This is a genomic window from Streptomyces sp. SL06, assembly GCF_058244745.1.
Map to the genome: position 1 here is coordinate 2700184 of NZ_JBSYOT010000002.1, position 26730 is coordinate 2726913.

The 26730-nt window shown below is 73.0% G+C and carries 24 protein-coding genes and 1 riboswitch; of the genes, 5 read left to right on the forward strand and 19 right to left on the reverse strand.

Annotated features, from left to right (window positions below; translation table 11 throughout):
* Positions 1–6 precede the first annotated feature (6 nt).
* Entirely contained in the window at positions 7–237 is a 231-nt protein-coding gene (locus AC4IHM_RS12180) for an SCO4848 family membrane protein (RefSeq protein WP_490867087.1), read from the reverse strand.
* A 79-nt stretch (positions 238–316) separates the two neighbouring features.
* Here AC4IHM_RS12180 and AC4IHM_RS12185 point away from each other — a divergent pair, with 79 nt between their 5' ends.
* Positions 317–1597, forward strand: a complete 1281-nt coding sequence (locus AC4IHM_RS12185) for a D-alanyl-D-alanine carboxypeptidase family protein (protein ID WP_490867088.1) — start codon at positions 317–319, stop codon at positions 1595–1597.
* On the opposite strand, the gene AC4IHM_RS12190 is transcribed toward AC4IHM_RS12185, so the two are convergent.
* Genes AC4IHM_RS12190 through AC4IHM_RS12205 form a run of 4 tightly spaced genes read right to left on the reverse strand, consistent with a single transcriptional unit; the run spans position 1545 to position 4381 of the window.
* Positions 1545–2477 (reverse strand): YihY/virulence factor BrkB family protein, encoded by a 933-nt coding sequence (locus AC4IHM_RS12190; RefSeq protein ID WP_490867089.1) that lies wholly within the window; start codon positions 2475–2477, stop codon positions 1545–1547. The genes AC4IHM_RS12185 and AC4IHM_RS12190 overlap by 53 nt on opposite strands.
* Positions 2465–2935: a GtrA family protein gene (locus tag AC4IHM_RS12195; RefSeq protein ID WP_490867090.1), complete on the reverse strand. Its 471-nt coding sequence runs from the start codon at positions 2933–2935 to the stop codon at positions 2465–2467. The genes AC4IHM_RS12190 and AC4IHM_RS12195 overlap by 13 nt, the downstream gene beginning before the upstream one ends.
* Positions 2929–3879: a decaprenyl-phosphate phosphoribosyltransferase gene (locus AC4IHM_RS12200; RefSeq protein ID WP_490867091.1), complete on the reverse strand. Its 951-nt coding sequence runs from the start codon at positions 3877–3879 to the stop codon at positions 2929–2931. The genes AC4IHM_RS12195 and AC4IHM_RS12200 overlap by 7 nt, the downstream gene beginning before the upstream one ends.
* A complete protein-coding gene (locus tag AC4IHM_RS12205) occupies positions 3872–4381 on the reverse strand; it encodes a phosphatase PAP2 family protein (RefSeq protein WP_490867092.1) in 510 nt (169 codons plus the stop codon). Before AC4IHM_RS12205 ends, AC4IHM_RS12200 begins: the two co-directional genes overlap by 8 nt.
* A 133-nt stretch (positions 4382–4514) precedes the next feature.
* Between AC4IHM_RS12205 and dprE1 the strand changes: the two genes are divergently transcribed.
* Positions 4515–5906, forward strand: a complete 1392-nt coding sequence (gene dprE1, locus AC4IHM_RS12210) for a decaprenylphosphoryl-beta-D-ribose oxidase (protein ID WP_490867093.1) — start codon at positions 4515–4517, stop codon at positions 5904–5906.
* A 19-nt stretch (positions 5907–5925) separates the two neighbouring features.
* The gene (gene dprE2 / locus AC4IHM_RS12215; protein WP_490867094.1) at positions 5926–6681 is read left to right on the forward strand and encodes a decaprenylphospho-beta-D-erythro-pentofuranosid-2-ulose 2-reductase; all 756 of its coding nucleotides are present in this window, start codon (positions 5926–5928) and stop codon (positions 6679–6681) included.
* Positions 6682–6684: 3 nt separating this feature from the next.
* Here dprE2 and AC4IHM_RS12220 read toward each other — a convergent pair whose 3' ends face one another.
* From AC4IHM_RS12220 to pdxR, 4 genes are all read right to left on the reverse strand, one after another.
* On the reverse strand, positions 6685–7263 hold the full coding sequence (locus AC4IHM_RS12220) for a 2'-5' RNA ligase family protein (protein ID WP_490867095.1): 579 nt from the start codon (positions 7261–7263) through the stop codon (positions 6685–6687).
* A gap of 162 nt (positions 7264–7425) precedes the next feature.
* Positions 7426–8439, reverse strand: coding sequence for a tryptophan--tRNA ligase (gene trpS / locus AC4IHM_RS12225; RefSeq protein ID WP_490867096.1), 1014 nt, complete (start codon positions 8437–8439; stop codon positions 7426–7428).
* Between the two features lie 143 nt (positions 8440–8582).
* A complete protein-coding gene (locus tag AC4IHM_RS12230) occupies positions 8583–10028 on the reverse strand; it encodes a glycine hydroxymethyltransferase (RefSeq protein WP_490867097.1) in 1446 nt (481 codons plus the stop codon).
* 30 nt (positions 10029–10058) lie between these two features.
* Positions 10059–10144: riboswitch (ZMP/ZTP riboswitch) on the reverse strand.
* Between the two features lie 231 nt (positions 10145–10375).
* Positions 10376–11773: a MocR-like pyridoxine biosynthesis transcription factor PdxR gene (pdxR, locus tag AC4IHM_RS12235; RefSeq protein WP_490867098.1), complete on the reverse strand. Its 1398-nt coding sequence runs from the start codon at positions 11771–11773 to the stop codon at positions 10376–10378.
* 46 nt (positions 11774–11819) lie between these two features.
* On the opposite strand from pdxR, the gene AC4IHM_RS12240 reads away from it, so the two are divergent.
* Positions 11820–12329, forward strand: a complete 510-nt coding sequence (locus tag AC4IHM_RS12240; protein ID WP_490867099.1) for a carboxymuconolactone decarboxylase family protein — start codon at positions 11820–11822, stop codon at positions 12327–12329.
* A 40-nt stretch (positions 12330–12369) separates the two neighbouring features.
* Positions 12370–13098, forward strand: a complete 729-nt coding sequence (locus AC4IHM_RS12245; protein ID WP_490867100.1) for an isocitrate lyase/PEP mutase family protein — start codon at positions 12370–12372, stop codon at positions 13096–13098.
* A 3-nt stretch (positions 13099–13101) separates the two neighbouring features.
* On the opposite strand, the gene AC4IHM_RS12250 is transcribed toward AC4IHM_RS12245, so the two are convergent.
* From AC4IHM_RS12250 to AC4IHM_RS12295, 10 genes are all read right to left on the reverse strand, one after another.
* Positions 13102–14058: an ABC transporter substrate-binding protein gene (locus AC4IHM_RS12250; RefSeq protein ID WP_490867101.1), complete on the reverse strand. Its 957-nt coding sequence runs from the start codon at positions 14056–14058 to the stop codon at positions 13102–13104.
* Position 14059: 1 nt separating this feature from the next.
* Positions 14060–16003 (reverse strand): ABC transporter permease, encoded by a 1944-nt coding sequence (locus AC4IHM_RS12255; protein WP_490867102.1) that lies wholly within the window; start codon positions 16001–16003, stop codon positions 14060–14062.
* Positions 16003–17145: a quaternary amine ABC transporter ATP-binding protein gene (locus AC4IHM_RS12260; RefSeq protein WP_490867103.1), complete on the reverse strand. Its 1143-nt coding sequence runs from the start codon at positions 17143–17145 to the stop codon at positions 16003–16005. The genes AC4IHM_RS12255 and AC4IHM_RS12260 overlap by 1 nt, the downstream gene beginning before the upstream one ends.
* On the reverse strand, positions 17142–18683 hold the full coding sequence (locus AC4IHM_RS12265; RefSeq protein WP_490867104.1) for a GMC family oxidoreductase: 1542 nt from the start codon (positions 18681–18683) through the stop codon (positions 17142–17144). Before AC4IHM_RS12265 ends, AC4IHM_RS12260 begins: the two co-directional genes overlap by 4 nt.
* A gap of 47 nt (positions 18684–18730) precedes the next feature.
* A complete protein-coding gene (locus AC4IHM_RS12270; protein ID WP_490867105.1) occupies positions 18731–20251 on the reverse strand; it encodes an aldehyde dehydrogenase family protein in 1521 nt (506 codons plus the stop codon).
* A gap of 178 nt (positions 20252–20429) precedes the next feature.
* A complete protein-coding gene (locus tag AC4IHM_RS12275; RefSeq protein ID WP_490867106.1) occupies positions 20430–21437 on the reverse strand; it encodes a serine/threonine kinase C-terminal domain-containing protein in 1008 nt (335 codons plus the stop codon).
* A gap of 4 nt (positions 21438–21441) precedes the next feature.
* Positions 21442–21795, reverse strand: a complete 354-nt coding sequence (locus AC4IHM_RS12280) for a hypothetical protein (RefSeq protein WP_490867107.1) — start codon at positions 21793–21795, stop codon at positions 21442–21444.
* A 4-nt stretch (positions 21796–21799) separates the two neighbouring features.
* Entirely contained in the window at positions 21800–23542 is a 1743-nt protein-coding gene (locus AC4IHM_RS12285) for an AbeC-like domain-containing protein (RefSeq protein ID WP_490867108.1), read from the reverse strand.
* 178 nt (positions 23543–23720) lie between these two features.
* The gene (locus AC4IHM_RS12290) at positions 23721–24710 is read right to left on the reverse strand and encodes a malate dehydrogenase (RefSeq protein WP_490867109.1); all 990 of its coding nucleotides are present in this window, start codon (positions 24708–24710) and stop codon (positions 23721–23723) included.
* Positions 24711–25046: 336 nt separating this feature from the next.
* On the reverse strand, positions 25047–26300 hold the full coding sequence (locus AC4IHM_RS12295; protein WP_490867110.1) for a helix-turn-helix domain-containing protein: 1254 nt from the start codon (positions 26298–26300) through the stop codon (positions 25047–25049).
* Positions 26301–26730: the final 430 nt, after the last annotated feature.

Here is a 26730-nt window from a genome sequence, read left to right on the forward strand (position 1 = left end):
CCTCAGTTATGACGTTCGGCGCAGTCCGCGCAACCCGATGCCCCCGATGACCGTCCCCAACAGGAAGGAGACGACGGCGAGCAGCAGGTGCACCCAGAAGTACGCCGTGGGGTCGCCGTCCTCGAAGGCGAGCCCGCTGCCGTCCTTGACCAGATTTTTAACGAAAGTGATCCAGATGACCCAGCTCCACACCCCGAAGACGAGCAGGAACCAGGAGACGGGGCGGCTGAGCTTCATCGCTCCAGTATCGCCGCCCCGTCTCGGGATCCGTGCCCGGGGTGGGAGCGCGGCGCTCGCGGGAGGTACGTTCTCGCTCGTGCCCGCACCCAAGAAGACCGGCAGGCGCTCCCTGCTGGTCGCCTCCGCCGCCCTGACCGCTCTCGCCCTGCTCTCCCCCGCCGCCCTCGCCGCCCCGAGCCCCTCGGCCGGCTCCTCGGCGAGCCCGTCGGCCACTCCCCCGGCGACGATGTCGACCGTGGGCGGTGCGCGGCTCGGACGGCCCGGGACGCAGGTGGATCCGGCGGACGGGGCACCCGTGCTGCCCAAGGACATCACCGCCCGCTCCTGGATCGTGGCGGACGCGGAGTCCGGCGACGTGCTCGCCGCGCACAACGCGCACTGGCGGCTGGCCCCGGCGAGCACCCTGAAGATGCTGTTCGCCGACACGCTCCTGCCGAAGTGGCCGAAGACCACGCGGCACAAGGTGGCGGACTCCGAACTCGCGGACATCGGCGCGGGCTCCAGCCTGGTCGGGATCAAGGAGGAGGAGACCTACACCGTCCACGACCTGTGGCTCGGGGTCTTCCTGCGCTCGGGCAACGACGCGGTGCACGTGCTGTCCGCGATGAACGGCGGTGTCGACGAGACGGTCAAGGACATGAACGAGCAGGCCCAGGAGTTGCGAGCGATCGACACGAACGTGGTCACCCCCGACGGCTACGACGCGCCGCACCAGGTCTCCTCCGCGTACGACCTGACGCTGTTCGCCCGCTCGGGGCTGCAGAAGAAGGACTTCCGCGAGTACGCCTCGACGGTCAGCGCCAAGTTCCCGGGCGAGACGAAGAAGGACAAGAAGGGCAAGACGTCCCGCAAGCCCTTCGAGATCCAGAACACCAACCGGCTGCTGTCCGGCGACGGGGACCTCGATGTCTACCCCGGCATCGCGGGGGTGAAGAACGGCAACACCACCGACGCGGGCGCCACCTTCACGGGCGTCGCCGAGCGCGACGGCAGGGTGCTGCTGGTCACGGTCATGAACCCGGCCAAGAACGAGCACAACGAGGTCTACAAGGAGACCGCCCGCCTCTTCGACTGGGGCTTCGCCGCGGCCGACAAGGTGCGGCCGGTGGGCGAGCTGGTGCGGCCGAGGAGCGCCGAGCAGGAGAGCCCCGCGCCCGAGGCCTCCGGAGAGGCCGGCGGCAAGGGCGTGGCGGGCGCGAAGCCGGTGGCGGGCTCCTCGGCACCGGAGGGCTCCGGCGGGGCCGGGGTCGCGGCCGGCATCACCGCGGGGGCGCTGGTCCTGCTCGCGGGCGGCGCGTTCCTGGTCAACCGGAGGTGGCCGCTGCCGGACCTGGTCCGTCGCCGGACGCGGCCGTGACGCCTCCGGCCTCCTCTGCCCCGGCTTCCTCCGCCCCGCTGCCCGTCGCCGTCCAGGAGGCGCAGAACAGCACCAGTTTCGTGGTGAAGTTGATCCACAGCAGCAGGGCGACGGGGACGCCGAAGGCGCCGTACATGTTCTTCGCGGCGACGCCCTGCATATAGCCGCTGAGCAGCAGCTTCAGCAGTTCGAAGCCGAGCGCGCCGATCAGCGCGGCCACCACCAGGCGGTGGCGCTCGGGCTGGACGCCGGGCAGCAGGGTCAGCACGTACAGGAGCAGCAGGAAGTTGGCGAGGACGGCGGCGGCGAAGGCCACGACGTAGAGCAGGGGCCCGCCGAAGCCGCCCTCGGCGATGCCCAGTTCGCGGATGATCCAGCCGACCAGTGCCGAGGCCACGGTGGAGATGGCGACGGTGACCAGGAGCGCGCCGCCGAGACCGACGAGGACGCCCGCGTCCTTGACCCGGCTCAGGACGGGGTTCTCCTCCTCGTCGGGCAGCTCCCACACGGCGCGCAGGCAGCCGCGGATGGCGTCGACCCAGCCGATGCCGGTGAACAGCAGCAGGGCCGCGGCGATGAGGCCGACGGTGCCGGCGTTGTCGATCAGGCCCTGGATGTTCAGCTGGTCGGAGATGCCGGGCACCTGCTCGGCGATCCGGTCCTGGAGCCGGTCCTGCTGGCCACGGCTGAGCGTGGCCGCGGCGACGGCGGCGGCCAGGCTGAGCAGCGGGAAGAGCGCGAGGAAGCTGGTGAAGGTCATGGCGGCGGCCAGCCGCGTCCACTTCACCCGGTCCAGCCGCTCGTACGAGCGCCACGCGTGCGTGGTCATCAGCCGCGCGATCCACGGTCCCAGTACGGGAAGCTTCTTCAGCCAGTCCATGATCCGACCCTGCCCCCGCTCGTCCCGGTCCATGATCCCGTCGGGCCGCCGGTTTCGTTCCCGGCACGGAAGACCAGTGTCCTTGTGCCCCAGAAGCGCAGAATCGTGCCCAGTGCCATGCCGATGCCCGCGCCGGCGACGGTGTCGGCGCGCTGCGAGGTGAGGCCGAGGCCGTAGTGGCTGACGGCCAGGCACAGCAGTTGCACGGCGGCGCCGGCGACGTTCACCGCGAAGAACACCGCGTAGGGGCGCAGGCCCTGGGGGCGGGTGTGCCGGTAGGTGCCCAGCGCGTTGCCCGCGTACGCCACGCAGCAGCCGGCGACGAAGGACAGCGCCTTGGCGGTGAGCGGGTCGAGCCCGGCCGGGCCGCGCAGACAGGTGAAGAGGCCGAGGTCGACGGCGTAGGCGAGCAGGCCGACGGAGGCGAAGCCCAGCAGTTCGCGCCGGCCGGCTACCAATTGGCCACCGCCAGGCCGTACATCGCCCCCCACACCACGCCGATCAGCGCGAGCGCCCGGTCGCGCAGGATGACGTCCTCGGGTTCACCGGCGATACCGCGGTCGGCGAAGACGGCGTAGCGCAGGACGGCCAGGACGAAGGCGATCATGGACAGCTGGCGCCAGGGCAGCACGCTGGTGTGCGGGACGCCGCCCTCCTCCATGGCCCACAGGCAGTAGCCGAGGACGGCGACGCCGGCCGCGAGCTGCCAGACGAAGCGGAGGTAGCCGGTGGTGTACTCGGTGAGCAGCGCGCGCGTGGCGCCCGCCTTGTCGGCCATCTGGACGGCTTCGGAGTACCGCTTGGCGGCGACCATGAACAGCGCGCCGAAGCCGGTCGTGATGAGGAACCAGCGCGAGAGCGGGATGCCGAGCGCGAGTCCGCCGGCCATCGCCCGCATCAGGAAGCCGGTGGTGACCACGGCGAGGTCGACGACCAGGACGTGCTTGAGGCTGACGCAGTACGCCACCTGCATCGCCAGGTAGGCGGTCAGCAGGGCCGCGACGGAGGGCGGGCACAGCCAGGCCGCGAGCACGGGCGCGAGGACGCCCAGGAGGCCGCCGGCGGCGTACGCGAGCGGCACCGGGACCTGCCCGGCGGCGACCGGGCGGTGCCGCTTGACGGGGTGGGCGCGGTCGGCCTCGGCGTCGCGGGCGTCGTTGACCAGGTAGACGGCGGCGGCGCAGGCGGTGAACAGGGCGAAGACCAGGGCGAGCCGGCCGAGGGCGGCCGGGGAGGACAGCTCACCGGCGGCGGCGGGGGCGGCGAGCACCAGGACGTTCTTGATCCACTGGCGGGGGCGCGCGGTCCTGAGCAGTCCCGCCGGGATGCCCCTGCGGCGCACCGGCGCGGGCTCCTGCTGCTGTTCGGGGGCCTGCTGCCGCAGGACGGCCGTGTCAGTCACGGGTGCCTCCGCGCATCCAGCGGGCGCCGAGCCCGGCCGTGAGCGCGCCCAGGGCCGCGCCCGCCACCACGTCCGAGGGGTAGTGGACGCCGGCGACCAGCCGGGACGCGCACACCGCGGCGGCCAGCGGCCGGACGGCGGGCACCCCGAGCGCGCCGAAGGCGACGGCGGCGGCCGCCGCCGAGGTGGCGTGGGAGCTGGGGAAGGAGTGCCGGCCCGCGGTGCGCACCAGGGGTACGACGTGGGCGGGGCGCGGACGGCGCACGACCCGCTTCACGCCCATGCTGACGAGGTGCGCGCCCGCGGTGAGCGCCGTGCCGCGCAGCCAGGCCGTGCGCCGGGCACGGTCCACGGCGGCTCCGGTGAGGCCCGCCGCGAGCCACAGCGCTCCGTGCTCCCCGGCCCAGGACAGGGCGCGCGCGGCACCGGCCACGCGCGGGTCCGTGGCGCGGGCCCTGAGCACCGTGACGATCCGGTGGTCCATGTCGTCGAGGTCGTCCATGTGGACTCACTGTTCACGCCCACGGCGCCGGAAGTCCGACACGTTGGAGCGACATACCATTAATCACCCGTTTCAGGTATATGCGGAATGTTTTGGAACTAATCATTCACATAGGGGCGATACGGTCACCGGCATGTCTGCCGACACCGCCCCCGAAGCCGACTGGGACCCCGACGCCGACTGGGGCCAGGTCACCGGCTGGGGCCGCACCGCGCCCACCGGGGCCCGTCTGATCCGGCCGCGGACGTACGAGGAGGCCGCCCTCGCCGTCCGGGGGTGCGGGGTCCGCGGTGGCATCGCGAGGGGACTGGGGCGGGCGTACGGGGACGCCGCGCAGAACGCGGGGGGCGCCGTGCTGGACATGACGGCCCTGGACCGGATCCACGCCATCGACGCCGACGGCGGCACCGTGCTCTGCGACGCGGGGGTCTCGCTGCACCGGCTGATGGAGGTCCTGCTGCCGCTCGGCTGGTTCGTGCCGGTGACGCCCGGCACCCGCTATGTGACCGTCGGCGGGGCGATCGGCGCGGACATCCACGGCAAGAACCACCATGTGTCGGGATCCTTCGCACGGCACGTGCTCTCCCTGGAACTGCTCACCGCCGACGGCCGGGTGCGCACCGTGGGTCCGGGCACGCCGCTGTTCGACGCGACCGCCGGCGGCATGGGCCTGACCGGTGTGATCCTCACCGCGACCCTGCGGCTCCAGCCGGTCGGGACGGCGCTGATGTCGGTCGACACCGAACGCGCCGCCGACCTGGACGACCTGATGGCCCGGCTGACGGCCACCGACCACCGCTACCGCTACTCGGTCGCCTGGATCGACCTGCTCGCGCGCGGCGCGGCGACCGGCCGTGCGGTGCTCACCCGCGGCGACCACGCGCCCCTGGACGCGCTGCCCGCCGGCTCACGCGCCCGGCGGGCGCCGCTGGCCTTTCGCACCTCCCGGCTCCCGGCCGCCCCCGACCTCGTCCCGGAGGGCCTGCTGAGCCGGACGGCGGTGGGCCTGTTCAACGAGTTCTGGTACCGCAAGGCCCCCCGCGAGAGCCGCGGCCGGCTCCAGCGGATCCCCGCCTTCTTCCACCCCCTGGACGGCGTCCCGCACTGGAACCGGATCTACGGCCGGGGCGGCTTCGTGCAGTACCAGTTCGTCGTCGGCCACGGCCGGGAGGACACCCTGCGCCGGATCGTGCGGCGCATCTCCGAACGCCGCTGCCCGTCCTTCCTCGCCGTCCTCAAGCGGTTCGGGGACGCCGACCCGGGCTGGCTCTCCTTCCCCGTGCCCGGCTGGACCCTGGCCCTGGACATCCCGGCGGGACTGCCGGGCCTCGGCGCCTTCCTGGACGAACTGGACGAGGAGGTCGCCGGGGCCGGCGGCCGGGTCTACCTCGCCAAGGACTCCCGGCTGCGGCCGGACGTGCTCGCCGCGATGTACCCGCGCCTGGACGACTTCCGCGCGCTGCGCGCGGAGCTGGACCCGCGCGGGGTGTTCGTCTCCGACCTGGCCCGCCGCCTCCACCTCTAGACCATCCCCAGGAGCTGTCGTGAAGGACGCCTTCGGCATCCCCCAGTCCCTTCTCGTCCTCGGCGGTACGTCCGAGATCGCGCTCGCCACCGCGCGCCGTCTGGTCGCCCGCCGCACCCGCACGGTCTGGCTGGCCGGCCGCCCCTCGCCCGCCCTGGAGGAGGCGGCCGGGCAACTGCGCGGCCTCGGCGCCGAGGTGCGCACCGTCGCCTTCGACGCGCTCGATCCCGAGTCGCACGAGGCGGTGCTCGGCAAGGTCTTCGCCGAGGGCGACATCGACCTGGTGCTGCTGGCCTTCGGGATCCTGGGCGACCAGGCGCACGACGAGCGCGAGCCGCTGAACGCCGTGCGGGTCGCGCAGACCAACTACACCGGCGCGGTCTCGGCCGGTCTGGTCGGCGCCCGCGCGCTCCAGGCGCAGGGCCACGGCTCCCTGGTGGTGCTGTCCTCCGTGGCCGGCGAACGGGCCCGGCGCGCCAACTTCATCTACGGTTCGAGCAAGGCCGGCCTGGACGCCTTCGCGCAGGGCCTCGGCGACGCGCTGTACGGCACGGGCGTGCACGTCATGGTCGTACGGCCCGGGTTCGTGCGGTCGCGGATGACCGCCGGGCTGCCGGAGGCACCGCTCGCCACGACGCCCGAGGCGGTGGCCACGGCGATCGAACTGGGGCTGCGGCGGCGCTCGGAGACGGTGTGGGTGCCCGGCGCGCTGCGCGTGGTGATGGCGGCGCTGCGGCACCTGCCGCGGACGGTGTTCCGGCGGCTGCCGGTGTAGCCGCTACCGGGTGGGCAGGGAGCCGCTCTCCACGCGCCCCGCCTGCGGCGGCACCGTGGCGCTGCCGAAGGGGAACTCGCGCAGCTTGCGCCACACACTGTCGGGGCCCTGCTCGTAGAGCGCGAAGCCGGTGCAGGACCACCGGGCCTCGTAGTCGGACAGCTCCTCGAAGGCGCGGTCCATCGCCGCCTCCTCGATGCCGTGCGCCACGGTGACGTGCGGGTGGTACGGGAACTGCAGTTCGCGTGGGACCGGCCCGGAGGCGTCCCGCACCCGCTTCTGCAGCCAGGAGCAGGCCGCGGCGCCCTCGACCACCTGGACGAAGACGACCGGCGACAGCGGGCGGAAGGTCCCGGTGCCGGACAGCCGCATCGGGAAGGGCCGCCCGCGCGCCGCCACCTCCGCGAGGTGCGCCTCGATCGCGGGGAGCGCGGCGCCGTCCACCCCGGTCGGCGGCAGCAGGGTGACGTGCGTGGGGATGCCGTGAGCCGCGGCGTCGCCGAAGCCCGCACGCAGCTGCTGGAGCTTGCTGCCGTGGGGCTCCGGGACCGCGATCGACACACCGATCGTTACGGTCCCCACTTCGTCTCCTGTCGTTCCGTTTTCCGTGTCGGACACCCGGTTGTCGACTGTACGGCCACCACCGTGCCCGGGGCAGGCGCAACCGGAGTGATGTGCAGCGCTACGGCGGCATGCCGGGGCGCACGCAGGGCGCCGGGGCCAGTGCCCAGGCGGCCGCGCGGGTCAGTGCTTGGCGGGCAGAAGGCCCACCATGTCGTACGCCCGAGCGAGGGTCTCGGCGGCGACGGCCCGTGCCTTGTCCGCGCCCTCGGCCAGGATCGCGTCGAGCGTCTCGGGGTCGTCGAGGTACTGCCGGGTGCGTTCCCGGAAGGGGGTGACGAACTCGACCACGACATCGGCGAGGTCCGTCTTCAGCGCGCCGTAGCCCTTGCCCTCGTACTTCTGCTCCAGCTCGGGGATCGCCGTGCCGGTGAGGGTGGAGTAGATCGACAGCAGGTTGCTCACGCCGGGCTTGTGCGCGCGGTCGAAGCGGACCACGGTGTCGGCGTCCGTGACCGCGCTCCTGACCTTCTTCGCGGAGGCCTTCGGCTCGTCGAGCAGGTTGATCAGGCCCTTCGGGGTGGGCGCCGACTTGCTCATCTTGGCGGTCGGGTCCTGAAGGTCGTAGATCTTCGCCGTCTCCTTGAGGATGTGGGCGCTCGGGACGGTGAAGGTGTCGCCGTAGGTCTGGTTGAAGCGCTCGGCGAGGTCGCGGGTCAGCTCAAGGTGCTGGCGCTGGTCCTCGCCCACGGGGACCTGGTCGGACTGGTAGAGCAGGATGTCGGCGACCATCAGCATCGGGTACGTGAACAGGCCGACGGTGGTGCGGTCGCTGCCCTGCTTGGCGGACTTGTCCTTGAACTGGGTCATCCGGGATGCCTCGCCGAAGCCGGTGATGCAGTTCATCAGCCAGGCCAGCTGGGCGTGCTCGGGGACGTGGCTCTGCACGAACAGCGTGCAGCGGGCCGGGTCGAGGCCGGCCGCGAGGAGCTGGGCGGCGGCGACGCGGGTGTTCTCGCGCAGTTCTCTCGGGTCCTGCGGAACGGTGATCGCGTGCAGGTCGACGACCATGTAGAACGCGTCGTGGGTGTTCTGCATGTCGACCCACTGGCGGACGGCGCCGAGGTAGTTGCCGAGGTGGAACGAGCCGGAGGTCGGCTGGATGCCGGAGAGTACGCGGGGACGTTCAGAGGCCATGGACGTCATTCTCTCAGGCCGCGAGGGGCGATCGGGCACTGGCTCCACCGCCTCCGCGAGGTGTGGCGGCCCGGTACCGTGCCGGGCCGCCACAGCGGGCGGTCGCGTGCGGAGCCGACCGGCCCGTAAGGATGTCTCCCGCGTCAGCCGAGGTCGATCTCCGGGTACAGCGGGAAGCCGGTCACCAGGTCGGTCGCGCGCTGCGAGATCTCGTCGGCGATCTTCGCGTCGAGGACGTGGGATGCCTTCGAGGGGGCGCCGGACTTCGTGGTGCCGGCCTCCGTCGCCGTCAGGACGCGGTCGATCAGGCCGGCGACCTCGTCCATCTCCGCCGTGCCGAGGCCGCGCGTGGTCAGCGCCGGGGTGCCGACGCGGATGCCGGAGGTGTACCAGGCGCCGTTCGGGTCGGCCGGGATGGCGTTGCGGTTGGTGACGATGCCGGAGTCGAGGAGGGCGGCCTCGGCCTGCCGGCCGGTGAGGCCGTAGGAGGATGCCACGTCGATCAGGTTGAGGTGGTTGTCCGTGCCGCCGGTGACCAGGGTGGCGCCGCGGCGGACCAGGCCCTCGGCGAGGGCGCGGGCGTTGTCGACGATGCGCCGCGCGTAGTCCTGGAAGCCGGGCTGCCGGGCCTCGGCGAGGGCGACGGCCTTGGCGGCCATGACGTGCGGGAGCGGGCCGCCGAGGACCATCGGGCAGCCGCGGTCCACCTGGTCCTTGAGGGAGTCGTCGCACAGGACCATGCCGCCTCGCGGGCCGCGCAGCGACTTGTGCGTGGTCGTGGTCACGATCTGGGCGTGCGGGACCGGGTCGAAGTCGCCGGTCAGCACCTTGCCCGCGACCAGGCCCGCGAAGTGCGCCATGTCGACCAGGAGGGTCGCGCCGACCTCGTCGGCGATCTCGCGCATGATCCGGAAGTTCACCAGCCGGGGGTACGCGGAGTAGCCCGCGACGATGATCAGCGGCTTGAACTCGCGGGCCGAGGCGCGCAGGGCCTCGTAGTCGATGAGGCCGGTCGCCGGGTCGGTGCCGTAGGAGCGCTGGTCGAACATCTTGCCGGAGATGTTCGGCCGGAAGCCGTGGGTGAGGTGGCCGCCGGCGTCCAGGGACATGCCGAGCATCCGCTGGTTGCCGAAGGCCTGCCGCAGCTCGGCCCAGTCGGCGTCGGTCAGGTCGTTGACCTGGCGGGCGCCGGCCTTCTCCAGGAAGGGCACCTCGACGCGGGCGCCGAGGACGGCCCAGAAGGCGACGAGGTTGGCGTCGATGCCGGAGTGCGGCTGGACGTAGGCGTGGCGGGCGCCGAACAGCTCGCGCGCGTGCTCGGCGGCGAGGGACTCGACGGTGTCGACATTGCGGCAGCCGGCGTAGAAGCGGCGGCCGATGGTGCCCTCGGCGTACTTGTCGCTGAACCAGTTGCCCATCGCGAGGAGGGTGGCCGGGGAGGCGTAGTTCTCCGAGGCGATCAGCTTGAGCATCTCGCGCTGGTCGGCGAGCTCCTGGCCGATGGCGTCGGCGACGCGGGGCTCGACGGTGCGGATGACGTCGAGGGCGGCGCGGTAGGCGGTGGAAGCGGGGGTGGGCTCTGCGGGCATGGTGACCTCCGGACGTTGCGGTCAGCGTTCTCGGTCGGCCCAGGCGCACGGCGCTCGCTTCTTCGGGCCGCTCCCCGATGGTTGTCCATCCCAGCGCGCCAGTTACGGCCCGAGGGCAGCTTACCGGGTGGGGCGGGGGTGCGTTTGCCGGGTTGTTCGCTGTTGCCGGGTGCGGGTGTCTTGTGGCTGGTCGCGCCGTTCCCCGCGCCCCTTCGGGGCGCTTGTCCCTGCGTCTCCTTCACGGCAGGGCCCGGCACAGTGGGGACGCGTTTGCCGGGTTGTTCGCCGTTGCCGGGTGCGGGTGTCTTGTGGCTGGTCGCGCCGTTCCCCGCGCCCCTTCGGGGCGCTCAGCTCCCGGTCTGTGGCAGGGCTCGGCAGAGGGCGTCCAGGGTTGGGGACCAGGCGTGGTCGGGTGGGGTGCCGTAGCCGACTACCAGGGCGTCCTGTGGGGGGTCGGGGGCGGCCGGGTGGCGGAAGAGGGACAGGCCGTGGGCCGCGAGTCCGTGCCAGGCGGCGGCCCGTACGGTCTGCTGCTCGGTGCCGGGCGGGAGTTGGAGTACGGCGTGCAGACCGGCGGCGATGCCGGTGACGCGGACCCGGGGCGCGCGCTCGGCGAGGGCGGCGACCAGGGCGTCGCGGCGGCGCCGGTAGCGCAGCCGGGCGGACCTGACGTGCCGGTCGTAGCCCCCGGAGCCGATGAACTCCGCGAGGGTCAGCTGGTCGAGCACGCCCGGGACACGTCCCGCCATGGCGTCCATGACCTCCCCGGCCAGCGAGGGCGGCAGCACCAGCCAGCCCAGCCGCAGCCCGGGGGCGAGGGACTTGCTTGCGGTGCCCAGATAGACGACGCGGCCGGGGTCCAGCCCCTGGAGGGCGCCGACGGGCTGGCGGTCGTAGCGGAACTCGCCGTCGTAGTCGTCCTCCAGGACCAGGGCGCCGGTGCGCCGCGCCCAGTCCACGACGGCCGCCCTGCGGTCGGGGTGCAGGGGGACGCCCGTCGGGAACTGGTGGGCGGGCGTGAGCAGTACGGCGCCCGCGTCCCCGAGCGCCCCGAAGGCCGCGCCCCGGTCGTCGACGGGCAGCGCGACGGTACGCAGCCCGGCCGCCGTGAGCAGGTCGCGGTGGATGTGGAGACCGTACGACTCGACGGCCACGGTGCGCACGCCGCGCGCCCGCAGCACCGCGGCCAGCAGCCCGAGGCCGTGCGCGACCCCGCCGCAGACCAGCAGGCTCTCCGGGTCGGCGCGCACACCGCGGGCCCGCGCGACGTAGCCGGCCAGCGCGGTGCGCAGCTCGGGCCGGCCGCGGGGATCGCCGTAGCCGAAGGCGTCGTTGGGAGCGGCGGCGAGGGCGCGGCGGGCGGACCTGAGCCACTCGGCGCGCGGGAAGGAGGCGAGGTCGGGGGTGCCGGGGCGCAGGTCGTGGGCGGGGCGGGCGCGCCCCGGCGGGCGCCGGGCCGAGGCGCCGGCCGGCGGGGCGGCGACACGCTCGGCGACGCGGGTGCCCGAGCCCTGGCGCGCGGTGAGCCAGCCCTCGGCCACGAGGTCGGCGTAGGCGTCGGCGACGGTGTTGCGGGCGATGCCGAGGTCGGCGGCGAGGGCGCGGGAGGAGGGCAGCCGGGTGCCGGGGGCGAGGCGGCCGGTGCGGACGGCCTCGCGCAGGGCCGCGGTGAGGCCGCGGCGCAGGCCCGGTCCGGTGGGTTCCAGATGCAGGTCGACGCCCAGAGTGGCCCGTGATTCCGCCATGGAAATGGACCATACTCCTGGGCTGCTTCCTTCCTAGGGTCGAGGCATGACCACACACACCGACGACACGAGGACCACGGGTTGCGCCGCCGAGCTGCCCGTCCGGCTCAACTGGTCCCAGCACGCTCCCGAGGTCTACCAGGCCATGGTCCGGCTCGACATCGCCGCCAGGCGGGGCCTCGACCCGACGCTGTGCGAACTGGTGAAGATCCGCGCCTCGCAGATCAACCGCTGCGCCCTCTGCGTCGACATGCACTCCAAGGACGCGCTCGCCGCCGGGGAGAGCGTGGAGCGGATCATCCAGCTCGCCGCCTGGGAGGAGTCGCGGCACTTCTACACGGAGAGGGAGCTGGCGGCGCTCGCGCTGACCGAGGCGGTCACCGTGCTGACCGACGGCTTCGTGCCGGACGAGGTGTACGAGCACGCCGCCCGGTTCTTCGACGAGCCGGAGCTGGCACAGCTCATCGCCTCGATCACGGTGATCAACGCCTGGAACAGGTTCGGCGTGACCTGCCGGACGACGCCCGGCCACTACACGCCGGGGCAGCACGCGTGACGGCGCGGACGCGGCTCCCCGGCCCGGCGGGTTGCGCACCATGAGCAAGGCCAACGTCTTCCGCGCCCTGCACCACTTCCGGCTGCCCGAAGACCCCCTCGTCCTGCCCGGCCCCTGGGACGCGGCGAGCGCCCGGGTGTTCGAGGAGGCCGGGTTCCCGGCGCTCGCGACGCCCAGTGCGGGGGTGGCGGCCTGCCTCGGGTACGAGGACGGGGCGACCCCGGCCGGCGAGATGTTCGCGGCGGTCGCGAGGATCGCGCGCGCCGTGGACATCCCCGTGTCGGCGGATGTCGAGGGCGGGTACGGGCTGGCGCCGCGGGAGCTGGTGGAACGGCTGCTGGCGGCGGGGGCGGTGGGCTGCAACCTGGAGGACTCCGCCGACGGGGTGCTCAGGGACCCGGCGGAGCACGCCGAGTGGCTGGCCGGGGTGCGGGCCGCGGCCGGGGACCTGCTCTTCGTCAACGCCCGCGTCGACACGTTCGTCCGGGGCGTCGCCGAACCGGAGGCGGCGATCGCACGGGCCGCCGCGTACGTCGCCGCGGGCGCCGACTGCGTCTATCCGATCGGCGCCCCCACCGCCGTACTGCCGCTGCTGCGGGCCGGGATCCAGGGGCCGGTGAACGTGAACGCGCTGCCCGGGGAGGGCCCCGCGTCCGCCGGGCTGAGGCGGCTCGGCGAACTCGGGGCCACCCGGATCACCTTCGGACCGGGTCTCCAGCGGCGCGCGGAGCGGGCGGTGCGGGAGATCGCGGCCCGGCTGGCGCGGTGAGGGTCAGGACAGCCACCGCTTCCAGACGGACTCGTGGCCGTCCGCCCACTTCTTCGCCGCCTCCTCGGGCCGCAACTTCTGCTCGGCGATCATCAGGGAGACCTGGTTCTGGTCCTCGGTGGTCCACTTGAACCGCTTGAGGAACTCCGCCGCCGGGCCGCCGTCCTTCGCGAAACCGGCGTTGAGGTACTTCTGCAGCGGGGTCACCGGGTAGGCGCAGGCGACCTTCGCCGGGTCGGCGTCGCAGCCCTCCTTGTACGCGGGCAGCTTCACCTCGGTCATCGGGACCTTCTCGAAGAGCCACTGGGGGGTGTACCAGTAGGTCAGGAAGGGCTTCTTCTCCTTGGCGAACTGCTGGATCTGGGTGATCTGGGCGGCCTCGGAGCCGGCGAAGACCACCTGGTAGTCCAGGTCGAGGTTCTGCACCAGCGCCTTGTCGTTGGTGACGTAGGACGGGGAGCCGTCCAGCAGCTGGCCCTTGCCGCCGCTCTCCGCGGTGCGCATCTGCCCGGCGTACTTGTCGAGGTTCTTCCAGTCCGTCACGTCCGGGTGCTGCTTGGCGAAGTAGGTCGGGACGAACCAGCCGATGTGCCCGGTGACGCCGAGGTCGCCGCCCGCGGTGATGGTCTCCTTGTCCTCGACGTACCGCTGCTCCTGGTCGGGGTGGCCCCAGTCCTCCAGGATGGCGTCGACCCGGCCCTGGCTGAGCGCGTCCCAGGCGGGCACCTCGTCGACCTGGACGGTGTCGACGCGGTAGCCCAGCTCGTGCTCCAGCAGGTATTGGGCGACGGCCACGTTGGCCTGGGCGCCGACCCAGGACTGCACGGACAGGGTGACGGTCTTGGCGCCCTGGGCGTTCGCGAACGGGGAGGACTGCTTGGTCATGTCGGCGGCGCCGCAGCCGGTCAGCAGGACCAGCGCGGCGGCTCCCGCGAGGGCGGAGATCGTACGCGGTCGCATGTCAGGCTCCCTGCTTCGGACGGCGTTCGGTCGGCTGGGTGACCCGGTCGAGCATCAGGCCGAGGCAGACGATCGCCGCGCCCGCCACCAGGCCGGTCGCCAGGTCGCCCTGGGCCAGGCCGTAGACGACCTGGTAGCCGAGCGCGCCACCGCCGACCAGGCCGCCGATGATGACGACGGCGAGGACCAGGACGACGCCCTGGTTGACGGCGAGCAGCAGGGAACGGCGGGCCAGCGGGAGCTGCACCTGACGCAACTGCTGCCCGCTGGTCGCGCCGAGCGAACGGGCCGACTCCAGGGCGGCCGGGTCGACCTGGCGCAGCCCTTGGGCGGTGATGCGGACGACGGCGGGGAGGGCGTAGACGACCGCGGCGGCGACGGCGGGCGCGCGGCCGACGCCGAAGAGGGCGACGACCGGGATCAGGTACACGAACTGCGGCATCGTCTGGAAAACGTCCAGGACGGGCCGCAGCAGGCGCTCGAAGCGGTCGCTGCGGGCGGCGGCGATGCCCGTCGCGAAGCCGATGACCAGGGTGACGGCGACGGCCGCGAGTACCTGCGAGAGCGTGTCCAGGGACGGGTTCCACACGCCGAGCACACCGATCGCGGCCATCGCGAGCACGGCGGTGAGCGCGGTGGCCCAGGTGCCGAGCAGCCAGGCCAGGGCGGCGACGATCAGCAGTACGGACCACCAGGGCAGCCATTGCAGGCCCTCGCGGAACGGGTTGAGGACCCAGCTGGTGAAGTGGGCGGCCCAGTCCGCGGTGCCGCCGACGACGGGGACGCCGGAGTACAGGTGGGCGGTCATCCAGTCGACGGCCCGGTTGACCGGCTCGGCGATGTTCGCCTCCCACGCGTCGGGCCAGTCGAGGAAGCCGGCGAGTCGTCCGGCGATCGCGACGACCGCGGCGGCGGCCGGCGCGTACAGCCAGGCCACCGACGGCTTCCTGGGCTCGCCGAGCCGCTCCCCGGCCGCGCCGGTCACCCGGTCGAGGACGACGGCGAGCAGCACGATGGGGATGCCGGCCGCGAGGGCCGCGCCCACGTCGACCGAGGCGAGCGCCTGGTAGACGCGGTCGCCGAGGCCGCCGGCGCCGATGACGGAGGCGATGACGGCCATGGAGAGCGCCATCATGATCGTCTGGTTGAGGCCGAGGAGGAGTTCCTTGCGGGCCAGCGGGATGCGGGCGGTCAGCAGCCGTTGGCGTGCGGTGGTGCCGAGGGACTCGACGGCCTCCAGGACCTCCTTGTCGGCGCCGCGCAGACCGAGCGAGGTGAGCCGGGCCATGGGCGGGGCGGCGTAGACGACGGTGGCCAGGACGGCGGCGGGCACGCCGATGCCGAAGACCAGGACGACGGGGAGCAGGTAGGCGAAGGCGGGCAGCACCTGCATGGTGTCGAGCACCGGGCGCAGGACGCGGTCCATCCGGTCGGACAGCCCCGCGGCCAGGCCCAGCAGGGCGCCCACGGCGACCGAGGCGAGGACCGCGACGACCATCAGGGCGAGGGTCTGCATGGTCGGCACCCACATGCCGAGCAGCCCGCACGCGAGGAAGGCCACCGCCGTGCCGAGCGCGAGCCGCACGCCGGCCACCCGCCAGGCGACGAGGGCGCCGATCGCGGTGACCCCGGCCCAGCCGACGGCGAGGAGGGCGAGGTACACGGCGCGTAGGGCGAGGACGACCACATTGCTGACGTGGCCGAAGAAGTAGAGGAACAGCGGGTGGCTGTCACGGTTGTCGATGATCCAGTCGCTGGCCCTGCCGAGCGGTTCGGAGACGTCGACGGTGAGCGCGCTCGGCCAGGTGCCGCCGGACCACTGGGCGACGGCGAGGGGGACGAGGACCGCGGCGGCGACCGCGAGGGTCAGGAGCTTGCGGACGGCCGGGCGGCGCAGGGCGCCGGGGAGCGCGGGCCGGACCGCGGGTGCGGTGACCGAGGCCATCACAGGGCCTCCTCGCGTTGACCCGCCTCCTCGGGCGGCTCGACCCCCTCGGGGCGTCCGGGCGCCGCGCCGTCGGTGCCGGCGACGACGGAGAGGAGGGTGGTCGCGTCGGCCACGCCGAGCAGGCGGCCGCCGTCCATCACCCGGGCCGGGGAGCCGGCGCGGGCGACGGCCTCGATGGCCTGCGACACGGTGGCGTCGGGGCGCAGCGCCGGGCCACTGCCCGCCTCGTCGGCAAAGGCGGCGGGGCGCATGGCCGTACGGACGGTGAGGACCTGCTCGCGCGGGACGTCGCGGACGAAATCGCGGACGTAGTCGTCGGCGGGCGAGCCGACGATCTCCTCCGGGGTGCCGAGCTGGACGACGCGGCCGTCGCGCATGAGGGCGATCCGGTCGCCCAGCTTGAGCGCTTCCTGGAGGTCGTGGGTGATGAAGACCATCGTGCGGCCCTCCTCGCGGTGCAGCCGGACCACCTCCTCCTGCATGTCGCGCCGGATCAGCGGGTCGAGCGCGCTGAACGGCTCGTCGAAGAGCAGGACCTCGGGGTCGACGGCGAGGGCGCGGGCGAGGCCGACGCGCTGGCGCTGGCCGCCGGAGAGCTGTCCCGGCCTGCGGTGCTCCAGGCCTTCGAGGCCGACCTTGGCGACGATGGCGGCGGCGCGCTCGCGGCGTTCGGCGCGGCCCATGCCCTGGACCTCCAGGCCGTAGGCCGCGTTGTCCAGGACGGTGCGGTGCGGGAGCAGGCCGAAGTGCTGGAAGACCATCGCGGCGCGGTGCCGGCGCAGTTCGCGCAGCCGCGGCCGGTCCATGGCGCGGACATCCTCGCCGTCGATGACGATGCTGCCCGCGGTCGGCTCGATCAGCCGGGTCAGACAGCGTACGAGGGTGGACTTGCCGGAGCCGGACAGGCCCATGACGACGAAGACCTCGCCCTTGTGCACGTCGAAGGAGACATCCGCCACGGCGGCGGTGCAGCCGGTGCGCGCGCGCAGCTCGGCCGGGCTCAGGGCGGCGAGTCCCGGGTCGGCGGGGACGCGGTCGGCCTTGGGTCCGAAGACCTTCCACAGGCCGTCCACGCGGAAGACGGGCCCCGCGTTCTCGTCCGTACCCGGCGGCGTACTGGCGCTGGTGGCGGTACTCATCGGGCGTCACCGCCGATCAGCTCGACGGCGCGCTCGCCGACCATGAGGACGCAGATCATCGGGTTCACGGCGGTCATGGTCGGGAAGACGGACGCGTCGGCGACGCGGATGCCCTCCAGGCCGCGGACCCGCAGCTCAGGGTCGACCACGGCCCGTTCGTCGGTGGCGGCGCCCATCCGGCAGGTGCCCGCCGGGTGGTAGACGGTGTGGGCGACCTTGCGGGCGTACTCGCTCAGCTCCTCGTCTGCGGTGATGTCCGGGCCGGGGCAGACCTCGCGCTTGAGCCAGCCGGCCAGCGGTTCGGATCCGGCGATCTCACGGGCGATGCGGATGCCGTCGACGAGGGTGCGGCCGTCGTAGTCGTCCTCGTCGGTGAAGTAGCGGAAGTCCAGCGCGGGCTTCACGGACGGGTCGGCGCTGGTGAGGCAGAGGCGCCCGCGGCTCTTCGGCTTGGGGATGTTCGGGGTCATGGAGACGCCGAACTCGACCGGCTCGTAGCCCAGTCGCTCCGGGTTGTCCGTGAACGGGATCTGGTAGAAGTGGAACATCAGGTCGGGGCCCGCGTGCCCGGGGTCGCGGCGCACGAACAGTCCGGCGTCGGAGTCCATCGCGGAGTTGTCCGGGATGGGACCGTTGGTCTCCCAGACGATCACCGACTCGGGGTGGTCGAGCAGGTTCTCGCCGACGCCGGGCAGGTCGAGCGCCACGGGTATGCCGAGTGCTTCGAGGTCCTGGCGGGGTCCGATGCCGGAGTGCAGCAGCAGGCGCGGCGAGTCGACGGCGCCGGCGCACAGCACGACCTCGTTGCGGGCCCTGACCAGGATCTCCTCGCCGTCCTTGGTGCGGACGCGGACGCCCTCGGCGCGGGTGCCGTCGAGTTCCAGCCGGTACGCCCAGGTCTCCAGCATGAGCGTCAGGTTGGGGCGCTCGTCCATCACCGGGTGCAGGTAGGCCACCGACGCCGACGAGCGCTTGTTGTTCTCGGGGTGGTAGGCGAGGTCGAAGAAGCCGACGCCCTCGGTGAACGGTTTCTTGTTGAAGCCCTCGACCCGGGGGACCTCCAGGGTCTTCTGCGCCGCGTCGACGAAGTCGCGGGCGATGGCGTTCCGGTCCTTCTCGTCGACCGGGACGATGTTGTTCTTGAGCCGCGCGTAGTACGCCTCCATCTGCACCGCGCCCCAGCCCTTGGCGCCGGCGGCCTCCCACTCGTCCCAGTCGGACGGCAGCGGCTTGAAGGCGATGAGGGTGTTGTGGGAGGAGCAGCCGCCGAGCACCCGGGCGCGGCTGTGCCGGATGTGCGAATTGCCGCGTGGCTGTTCGGTGGTGGGGTAGTCGTAGTCCAGCTCACCGCCGAGCAGGCCCATCCAGCGGCGCAGGGTCAGCACGTCGTCGCGGCCGACGTTGCTGGGGCCGCCCTCGATGACGGCGACGGTGACATCGGGGTTCTCGGTGAGCCGGGAGGCGATCACCGAGCCCGCGGTGCCGCCGCCGATGACGACGTAGTCGTATACCCGGGGGTTCGACATGTCAGGGGACATGGGGATACTCCAGAGAGGCGTGAGGACGAGGGGAAGGTGCGAGGAGGTCAGCCGGCGAACCAGCGGACGGGCTTCGGCGCGAGGTTCTGGTAGACGTGCTTGCTCTCGCGGTACTCGGCCAGGCCCGCGGGACCGAGTTCGCGGCCGACGCCGCTCTTGCCGAAGCCGCCCCACTCCGCCTGCGGCAGGTAGGGGTGGAAGTCGTTGATCCACACGGTGCCGTGCCGCAGCCGGCCCGCGACCCGGCGGGCCCGTCCCGCGTCGGCGGTCCAGACGGCACCGGCCAGACCGTACTCGGTGTCGTTGGCGAGGGCTACGGCCTCGTCCTCGGTGCGGAAGGTCTCGACGGTGAGGACCGGCCCGAAGACCTCTTCGCGTACCACCCGCATCCCTCGGTCGCAGTGGTCGAGGACGGTCGGCTCGTAGAAGTAGCCGCTCGCGGGCCGCTGGGGCGAGGGTTCGGGGCGCTTGCCGCCGCAGCGCAGCACCGCGCCCTCGGCGAGCGCGGAGGCGACGTGGTCCTCGGTCCTGGCGCGCTGCTGTTCGGAGACGAGCGGGCCGCACTCGACGCCCTTCTCGGTGCCGCGGCCGAGGCGGATCTTCTCGGCGCGGCGGGCGAGTTCGGCGACGAAGCGTTCGCGGACCGACTCCTCGACGATGAGGCGGCCGCCCGCGGAGCAGACCTGGCCGCTGTGGATGAAGGCGGCGTTGAGGGCCTGGTCGACGGCGGTGTCGAAGCCCTCCTCGGTCTCGCAGGCGTCGGCGAAGACGACGTTGGGGTTCTTGCCGCCGAGTTCGAGGGCGACCTTCTTGACGGTGACGGCGGCGGCCTGGGCGACCTTGGTGCCGCTGATCAGGCCGCCGGTGAAGGAGACCAGGTCGACATCGGGGTGCTCGGCGAGCCGGGCGCCCACCGTGTGGCCGGGGCCGGTGACGATGTTCGCGACGCCGGTGGGCAGGCCGGCCTCGACCAGCAGGTCGATCAGGGCGACGGTGGTGAGCGGGGTGATCTCACTGGGCTTGACCACGAAGGTGTTGCCGGCGGCGAGCGCCGGGGCGATCTTCCAACTGGCCTGGAGCAGCGGGTAGTTCCAGGGCGTGATCATCGCGCAGACGCCGACCGGCTCGGATACGACGACGCTGTGCACGTCGGGCGAGCCCGCGTCGACGACCCGGCCGGCAGCCTCGCTCGCGACCAGGTCCGCGAAGTAGCGGAAGGCGTCGGCGACGCAGTCGATGTCGACCCGCCCCTCCTCGACGGTCTTGCCCGCGTCGCGGCTCTCCAGCAGGCCGAGCTTCTCGCGGTCGCGTACGAGGAGGTCGGCGACGCGGCGCAGCAGGGCGGCGCGTTCGGTGACCGGGGTACGCGGCCAGGCGCCCTCGTCGAAGGCGTGCCGGGCGGCGGCCACGGCGAGGTCGGCATCCTGCTCGTCGCCCTCGGCGACCACGGCGAACGGCAGGGCGTCCGCGGGATCGAGGATCTCGCGCGTGCCCCCCGCGACGGCCGCCCGCCACTCGCCCCCGGCGTGGATGGTGCCGCGCGCCCGGAGTTCTGTACTGTCCGCCATGATCGATGAATGCCTTCCGTTCCTGTTCAGCGCCCGTGAGTCACACCGGTGTCATGCACGGGACCGGGTGCTCCTGCCCTTGCGTCGGGATTGCATGCGGATCCGGGGCCGGAAGTGTGCCGGGTCACTGAGAAAGCGGATGAAACGGTAGGAAACACCCTCGCCGGTGAGTGATCGGCTACAGGCTGTCGCCGGCGGTGTCGCAGGTGGTGTCCGGCGGGCAGAAGTGGGCGAGGGCCGTCCGCAGCAGTTCCCGCTCGTCCTCGCGGCCGTCCGCGTCGGCCCCGTAGGCGGCGATCGCGTACACCTCGCCGTCGGCGGCCACGAAGCGCTCGTCCACGACGTGCCAGGTACCGATGCCGGGTTCGCCGCGCAGGGAGTCGGCGAGGTATTCGAGCCGGGAGCCGGTGAAGCCGCCGTGGTCCACGGTCTCCAGGGCGATCTCGCGGAAGCCGGCGGCCTTGGGCGTGTCGTCGGAGAGGAACAGCTCGAAGGACGCCTCGGGCGAGGCCTCGGCCACCTGGTACACCTGGAGCCGCCGTTCGCCGTCGGGGCTGCGGTAGTTGACCACGTTCATGCCGTATTCCGAGGGCACCTCGTCACGGACCCAGTCCACGGGCCGGGCGATGGTGAAGCCCTCCGGGTCGGCGTGCAGCTCGTGGCCTCGGGGCAGTTCGGCGGCCGTGCCGGCCGGTGACTCCGGCAGGTCGGGGGCTGTCCCGCCCTCCCCGGTCCGCAGCGTCGAGGGTTCGGGGCCCGAAGGGTCCGTGGTGGACGCGTCCGCCGGCGCCACCGCCCGGCCGTCGCGCCCGCCGGTGCCGTCGTCGCCCCGGACCACCAGCGTCAGGACGAGGGCCGCCGCGACCCCGGCCGCGGCGGCTCCGCCCAGCACGGACCACACGAGCCGGCGGCTGGGCCCGCCGGTGCCGGCGGGAGGCGCCGCCGGCGGGCGCCCGGTCCCCGGCCAGGAGCCGGCCCCGAGCGGCTGCGGCGTGGACCAGCCCTCGTGGTCGTACGGCGGCACCGGCGCCGAGGGGCCCGCCGGGTGCCCGGCGCTCTCGTCCTCGGCGACCGGGGGCGCGGACTCCGGGCGGGGCGGTGGCGGCGGGGTGACCGGTGCCGTGCCGCCCGCAGGCTCCTCCCAGCGTTGGGCCGTCTCGTTCCAGTAGGGCTGTCCCCCGCTCATCGGTTCACATCCCCAGCAGCCCGGCCACCGTCCCGAAGGACGCGAACAGCGACAGGACGGCCTGGGTGTCCGCCAGCAGGTCGCGCAGCCGCTGACGGCGCCCCTCGGGCGCGGTGCCGGTACGGGTGATCTCCTCCTCGGTGTCCGCGAGGACCGTGTCGAGCCGGGCGGTCTGCTCGGTCCGCCGGATCCGCGCCAGATCGGCGCGCAGCTCCCCGACGGCTCTCAGCAGTTCCCGGGTCTCCTCGTCCTGCGGCGGCGTGGTGCCGTAGTGGCTCGTGACGTTCGCGTTGTCGCCCACGGCGAAGGTCGCCCCCTGGGCGTTGCCGATGTGGACTTTGGGGTCGTCGTGCGCCATTGCTTCAGGAACCCTCCTGCGGCGCGGGGCCGCCGGTCGTGGACGAGACGTGGGACTTGTCGCCGACGGCGAAGGTCGCCCCTTCGGCGTTGCCGATGTAGGTGCTGCCGTTGCTGAGGTTCACGATCTTCTGCACGAACTCACCGGTCTGGTAACCGGCGTCGGCCAGGGCCAGCCGCACCCCGTGCCCCACCCGGTCCTGGACGCTCCTGAGATAGCGGCTGACGTCCATCTCCTGGAAGGTGGATCCGCTGGGCACCGAGGCCAGCTCCCGCACCGAGAGGGCGGGGCCCGCGGGGAGCGCGCCCGCGTGGCCGCCGGTCAGCAGCCGCCACGCGTACACCAGGCCCCGGCCGAGGGTGAGCAGCGAGCGGCCCGCGGAGCCGGGCACCAGGACGGCCGCCCCGGCCGCCTTGCCCAGCGCGTTGTTGTTGCGGAGCCGGTGGGAGGTGCGGTCGGCGTCCTTGAAGTCCGCGCGCACCGGGGTCAGCACATGCGGGGCGATCTCCAGCATGAGCATGCGGCCCTGGGTGTGCAGGCGCACGAAGACCGTGACGACCAGCTCCTCCTCCCAGCCGCCGACCCGGATCCGCAGGAAGTGCCGCCGCTTCTCGGCGCCCTCCTCGACGGCGCTCGCCCGGTGCCGCTCGAAGATCTCCGGGTTGTACGGGGCCTGTTCACGCTTCAGCAGCCCCTCCACCGGGAGGAACACGCACTCGTCGATCTCCAGGCGGCGCAACCGGTCGCGCACCCCCGCGCCCGCGTACTCGGAGGGCAGGCGCAGCTGTTCGATCAGCGGACGGACGCGCTCCAGGATCGCGCGGTTGCTGAGCGGCTGCTGCTTCTTCTCGTCGTCCGGCCGCAGTTCGACGGCCAGCACCCAGGTGTCGTACGCCGCTCCCGCCCCGCAGAACGGGTGCTTCTCGTTGTACATGATCAGCGGCGAGTGCTGCTCCAGCCGGATGCGCCGCATCAGCCGCTGGAACCGCCCGCCCTCGGCCTGCTCCGCCGGGTCGCCGGCGGCGTCCGGGAAACGTCCCGGGGAGAGTTCGCCCGCGAGCGCGCGGGCGAACTGGTTGCGCTGCGCGGCCACGCACAGTCCGATGAGCACGAGGACGGTGATCCCGAACCAGGCCTGCCACGCATCGACCGAGCCGGCGCCGCTCCCGACGGACGGGGTCGCGACATCGGTGATGTTCTGCCAGCCGAGGCCGTCGGAGCCGTTGACGTCCCTGGACGATCCGAACGAGGAGTCGTCGGCCGAACCGGTGAACGCGACGGCGACGAGGAAGAACAGGCAGAACGCGGCGGACAGGCGCCCCCACCAGCGGGCGAGGAAGGCGGCGAACCGCCGGTACAGGGGCGGGCGCTCGGCGCGGCCCTTGATCCAGGGGGCCAGGGCGAGCACCGCGCTGGGCCACAGGAACAGGGCGGTCAAGCCCCCGCTGAGCGGGATCCCCACCACCCACAGCCCGAGGACGGCCGCGGCCCACAGCAGCTCCTGTCTGCGGGCCCGCAGCGCGTGTGCGAGGACCCGGGCGGCGTCGAAGCCGAGCGAGGGCGCCACGATCCGCTGCTCGTCGAGATACAGCTCGTCGATGACGCGGTCCCGGTAGCCGGGGTCGAGATAGGCGCCCGCGCACAGCAGCCGGGTGGCCTCGCTGGCGTAGGGCGCAGTGGGCGGGGGTTCCGGCGGAGCCCCCGCGTCGGCCTGCGGTGATTGCTGCGGCACGTGGGCAGTGCTCACGCCGATCCCCCGATGTGCGTGAAGTCCGTCGACGACGGACGGCTTGACGGAGCATCAGCATAGGGGCGGGACAGGTCCGGCAGGTCCGGAATGTCAACAAGATGCCAGGTACACCAGAATGGCCCCCGGTTCCGCCGAGGCGGAACCGGGGGCCGGTGGCGTGCTGTGGCGCGGTGCGTCAGATGAGGCCGAGGCCGCTGACCGCCTCGCGCTCCTCCGACAGCTCCTTGACGGAGGCGTCGATGCGGGCGCGGGAGAACTCGTTGATGTCCAGGCCCTGGACGATCTCGTACTTTCCGTCCTTGGCGGTGACCGGGAAGGAGGAGATGACGCCCTCGGGGACGCCGTAGGAGCCGTCCGACGGGATGCCCATGGAGGTCCAGTCGCCCTCGGCGGTGCCGTTCACCCAGGTGTGGATGTGGTCGACGGCGGCGTTGGCGGCGGAGGCGGCCGACGAGGCGCCGCGGGCCTCGATGATGGCGGCGCCGCGCTTGGCGACGGTCGGGATGAACTCCTCGGCCAGCCACTTCTCGTCGTTCACGGTCTCGGCGGCGTTCTTGCCGGCGATCGTGGCGTGGAAGATGTCCGGGTACTGGGTGGCGGAGTGGTTGCCCCAGATGGTCAGGCGCTTGATGTCGGCGACCGTGGAGCCGGTCTTCTTCGCGAGCTGGCTCAGCGCGCGGTTGTGGTCGAGGCGGGTCATCGCGGTGAAGCGCTCGGCCGGTACGTCCGGGGCGGCGGCCTGGGCGATCAGGGCGTTGGTGTTGGCCGGGTTGCCGACGACGAGGACCTTGATGTCGTCCGCGGCGTGGTCGTTGATGGCCCTGCCCTGCGGCTTGAAGATGCCGCCGTTGGCCTCCAGGAGGTCGCCGCGCTCCATGCCCTTGGTGCGCGGGCGGGCGCCGACGAGGAGGGCGACGTTGGCGCCGTCGAAGGCCACGTTCGGGTCGTCGGTGATCTCGATGCCCCGCAGGAGCGGGAACGCGCAGTCGTCCAGCTCCATCGCGGTGCCCTCGGCGGCCTTGAGGGCCGGGGTGATCTCCAGGAGGCGCAGTTTGACCGGCACGTCCGCGCCGAGCAGCTGGCCGGAGGCGATGCGGAAGAGCAGGGCGTAACCGATCTGGCCGGCCGCGCCGGTGACGGTGACGTTCACGGGAGTGCGGGTCATGGCGTTCTCCGTATGACAGCTGGCGGTGGGGCGTCCCAGCCCCGGGCGTTTGATCGATCTCTTGGTATCAAGAGATCGATCCAGCCGTCAGGCTATCGCGCCCGCGGTGTCCGGGGTGTCCGGGTCCGTGTGGCCCGGCCCACAGGAGCGCCGCGCGGTCGCCCGGGGGTGTGGAACGCGGGCAAGCGAAAGGCGGCCGCCTGTCCGGGAGAGGGGGACGAAGGCGACCGCCGTTCGGGGACCGTTGCCGGACTCCCGTGGGGGTACTTTCTCGCGTGCCCATGACACGGCGGGCCATGCCTGCCCCGGGCGAACTTTTCTCGCTCCCCTACTTCGTCACTGTGTGCAACCCTTCTGGCCCGACGCCAGCGTCACGCACGCCTCCGCCTCGGCCGCGGACTTCACCGCCACCATCGGGGTGTACGCGACGGTGTCGCCCGCCTCGGTGACCGCGCCCGTCTGCCGGTTCCTGCCGTCCGCGCTCACCTGGACCTCGTCTCCCTGGGTCGCCTGGGTGACCCGGGCCCACGCGGTGCCGCAGGTCTTGCTGTAGCGGACCTCGACGGCGGCCGTGCCGACGGTGGCGGTCGCGGTGGTGGTCACCAGTTCGCCGCCGCAGCCCATGACCTCCGGGTCCTTGCCGGTGCAGGCGTCGCCGCTGCACTCCACGCCCGGCGGCAACTGGGGATTACTGGTCACGCTGGGTGACGGGGAGGGGTTGGCGCCCTCGTTCTCCTTGTCGCCCCGGTCGTTCAGGAGGTAGAAGGCGCCCGCGATCACGACGAGCACGCCGACGACGCCCGCGGCGAAGGCCGCCATGCGTCTGCCGCCGCTCCTGGGGGACCTGCCGCCCGGTCCTGAGCCGCCCTGCGGGGAGCCGCCGTACGGGCCCGAGGGACCGTGTCCGTTCGGTGCGGCGGGGCCGCCCGGCGGGGCCGAGTGGCCCCCGGGTCCGGCGGCGCCGATCCCGGTCAGGGACCGTGTCGCGTGGTCGCCGGCCGGCGCCGGTCCCCGGTACCCGGCCAGGCCCCACGAGTTGCCGTCGGCCGCCCTGCCCAAGGACGTGCCGCCGCCCGGGGTCGGGCCGAGGGCCGAGTCGGGGCTGTCGGCGGCCGTCGGCTGCGCCGGCACCGACGGCGGCGGCAGCGTGGGCGACACACCGGCCGGCCCGGCGACCCCGGGCGCGGCCGTCGAGCCGCCGCCGTGACGGCCGGTCCGGCTCCCCCTGGCGTTCCTGCCGCCGTTGCCGGACTTGGCCGCGGGCGTGCCCAGATCGCCCAGCGCGGCGCGCGCCTGGGAGATCCGGATGGCCTCCATGGTCATGTCGTGGCGCATCTCCGAGCGGCTCCAGGCGCGCTCGGCCAGCTCCCACATGGTGGTCAGGTGGACGGGGTTGGTCCCCGTCACCTCGGCCAGGGCCACGATGGCGCCCTTCGGCGCCAGCAGCCGGCCGTTCAGATAACGCTCCCAGGATGTCTTGCTGTAGCCCGTGGCGTCGGCCACGGACGCCACGCTCAGCTCGCTGCGGTCCACGAGTCGGCGCAGCTGACTGGTGAACTCCCTGATCTGCGGATCGAGTTCATCCGGCAAGGCCTTCCAACGAGGCACTGCTTCCCCCTCTTACCCCCGGTGACATGCTGATCGTTCCCCCACTGGTCCTCGCGCACGGCGTCCCGCGCGCAGCACCCGTTCTGGCTACCCACAGGGATGCGCCCGATCAGGATGTCAGTTCCCGGGGTGGGGGCGCACAGGTGCACAGAGGCCGCGAGCATGCGCCGTCGCACACTCACCGGCCTGTGGTCCAGTGTCCCACCGGCGCTGCCCCGTACTGAACGGAACCCCTGATACCGGCCCGGTGCCCGCCCGACTTGGCGGTGAATCCGTCAGCTTGCCCCTACATCCGTGCACGGAAGGCATGCGCAACGATCACGACCGGTCACACCCGACACACGCGTCCCGTGGTTCCCGGGCCGCGTAGCGGAGTAGCGGAACGGTCACTTCCGTGCCACAGCGCCCTGAC

Bases quoted from the DNA above. Each gene is read 5' to 3' on its own strand.
- AC4IHM_RS12180 (WP_490867087.1), bottom strand. From the start codon at position 237: ATGAAGCTCAGCCGCCCCGTCTCCTGGTTCCTGCTCGTCTTCGGGGTG.
- AC4IHM_RS12190 (WP_490867089.1), bottom strand. From the start codon at position 2,477: ATGGACTGGCTGAAGAAGCTTCCCGTACTGGGACCGTGGATCGCGCGG.
- AC4IHM_RS12205 (WP_490867092.1), bottom strand. From the start codon at position 4,381: ATGGACGACCTCGACGACATGGACCACCGGATCGTCACGGTGCTCAGG.
- dprE1 (WP_490867093.1), top strand. From the start codon at position 4,515: ATGTCTGCCGACACCGCCCCCGAAGCCGACTGGGACCCCGACGCCGAC.
- trpS (WP_490867096.1), bottom strand. From the start codon at position 8,439: ATGGCCTCTGAACGTCCCCGCGTACTCTCCGGCATCCAGCCGACCTCC.
- AC4IHM_RS12230 (WP_490867097.1), bottom strand. From the start codon at position 10,028: ATGCCCGCAGAGCCCACCCCCGCTTCCACCGCCTACCGCGCCGCCCTC.
- pdxR (WP_490867098.1), bottom strand. From the start codon at position 11,773: ATGGCGGAATCACGGGCCACTCTGGGCGTCGACCTGCATCTGGAACCC.
- AC4IHM_RS12240 (WP_490867099.1), top strand. From the start codon at position 11,820: ATGACCACACACACCGACGACACGAGGACCACGGGTTGCGCCGCCGAG.
- AC4IHM_RS12245 (WP_490867100.1), top strand. From the start codon at position 12,370: ATGAGCAAGGCCAACGTCTTCCGCGCCCTGCACCACTTCCGGCTGCCC.
- AC4IHM_RS12250 (WP_490867101.1), bottom strand. From the start codon at position 14,058: ATGCGACCGCGTACGATCTCCGCCCTCGCGGGAGCCGCCGCGCTGGTC.
- AC4IHM_RS12255 (WP_490867102.1), bottom strand. From the start codon at position 16,003: ATGGCCTCGGTCACCGCACCCGCGGTCCGGCCCGCGCTCCCCGGCGCC.
- AC4IHM_RS12260 (WP_490867103.1), bottom strand. From the start codon at position 17,145: ATGAGTACCGCCACCAGCGCCAGTACGCCGCCGGGTACGGACGAGAAC.
- AC4IHM_RS12265 (WP_490867104.1), bottom strand. From the start codon at position 18,683: ATGTCCCCTGACATGTCGAACCCCCGGGTATACGACTACGTCGTCATC.
- AC4IHM_RS12270 (WP_490867105.1), bottom strand. From the start codon at position 20,251: ATGGCGGACAGTACAGAACTCCGGGCGCGCGGCACCATCCACGCCGGG.
- AC4IHM_RS12275 (WP_490867106.1), bottom strand. From the start codon at position 21,437: ATGAGCGGGGGACAGCCCTACTGGAACGAGACGGCCCAACGCTGGGAG.
- AC4IHM_RS12280 (WP_490867107.1), bottom strand. From the start codon at position 21,795: ATGGCGCACGACGACCCCAAAGTCCACATCGGCAACGCCCAGGGGGCG.
- AC4IHM_RS12290 (WP_490867109.1), bottom strand. From the start codon at position 24,710: ATGACCCGCACTCCCGTGAACGTCACCGTCACCGGCGCGGCCGGCCAG.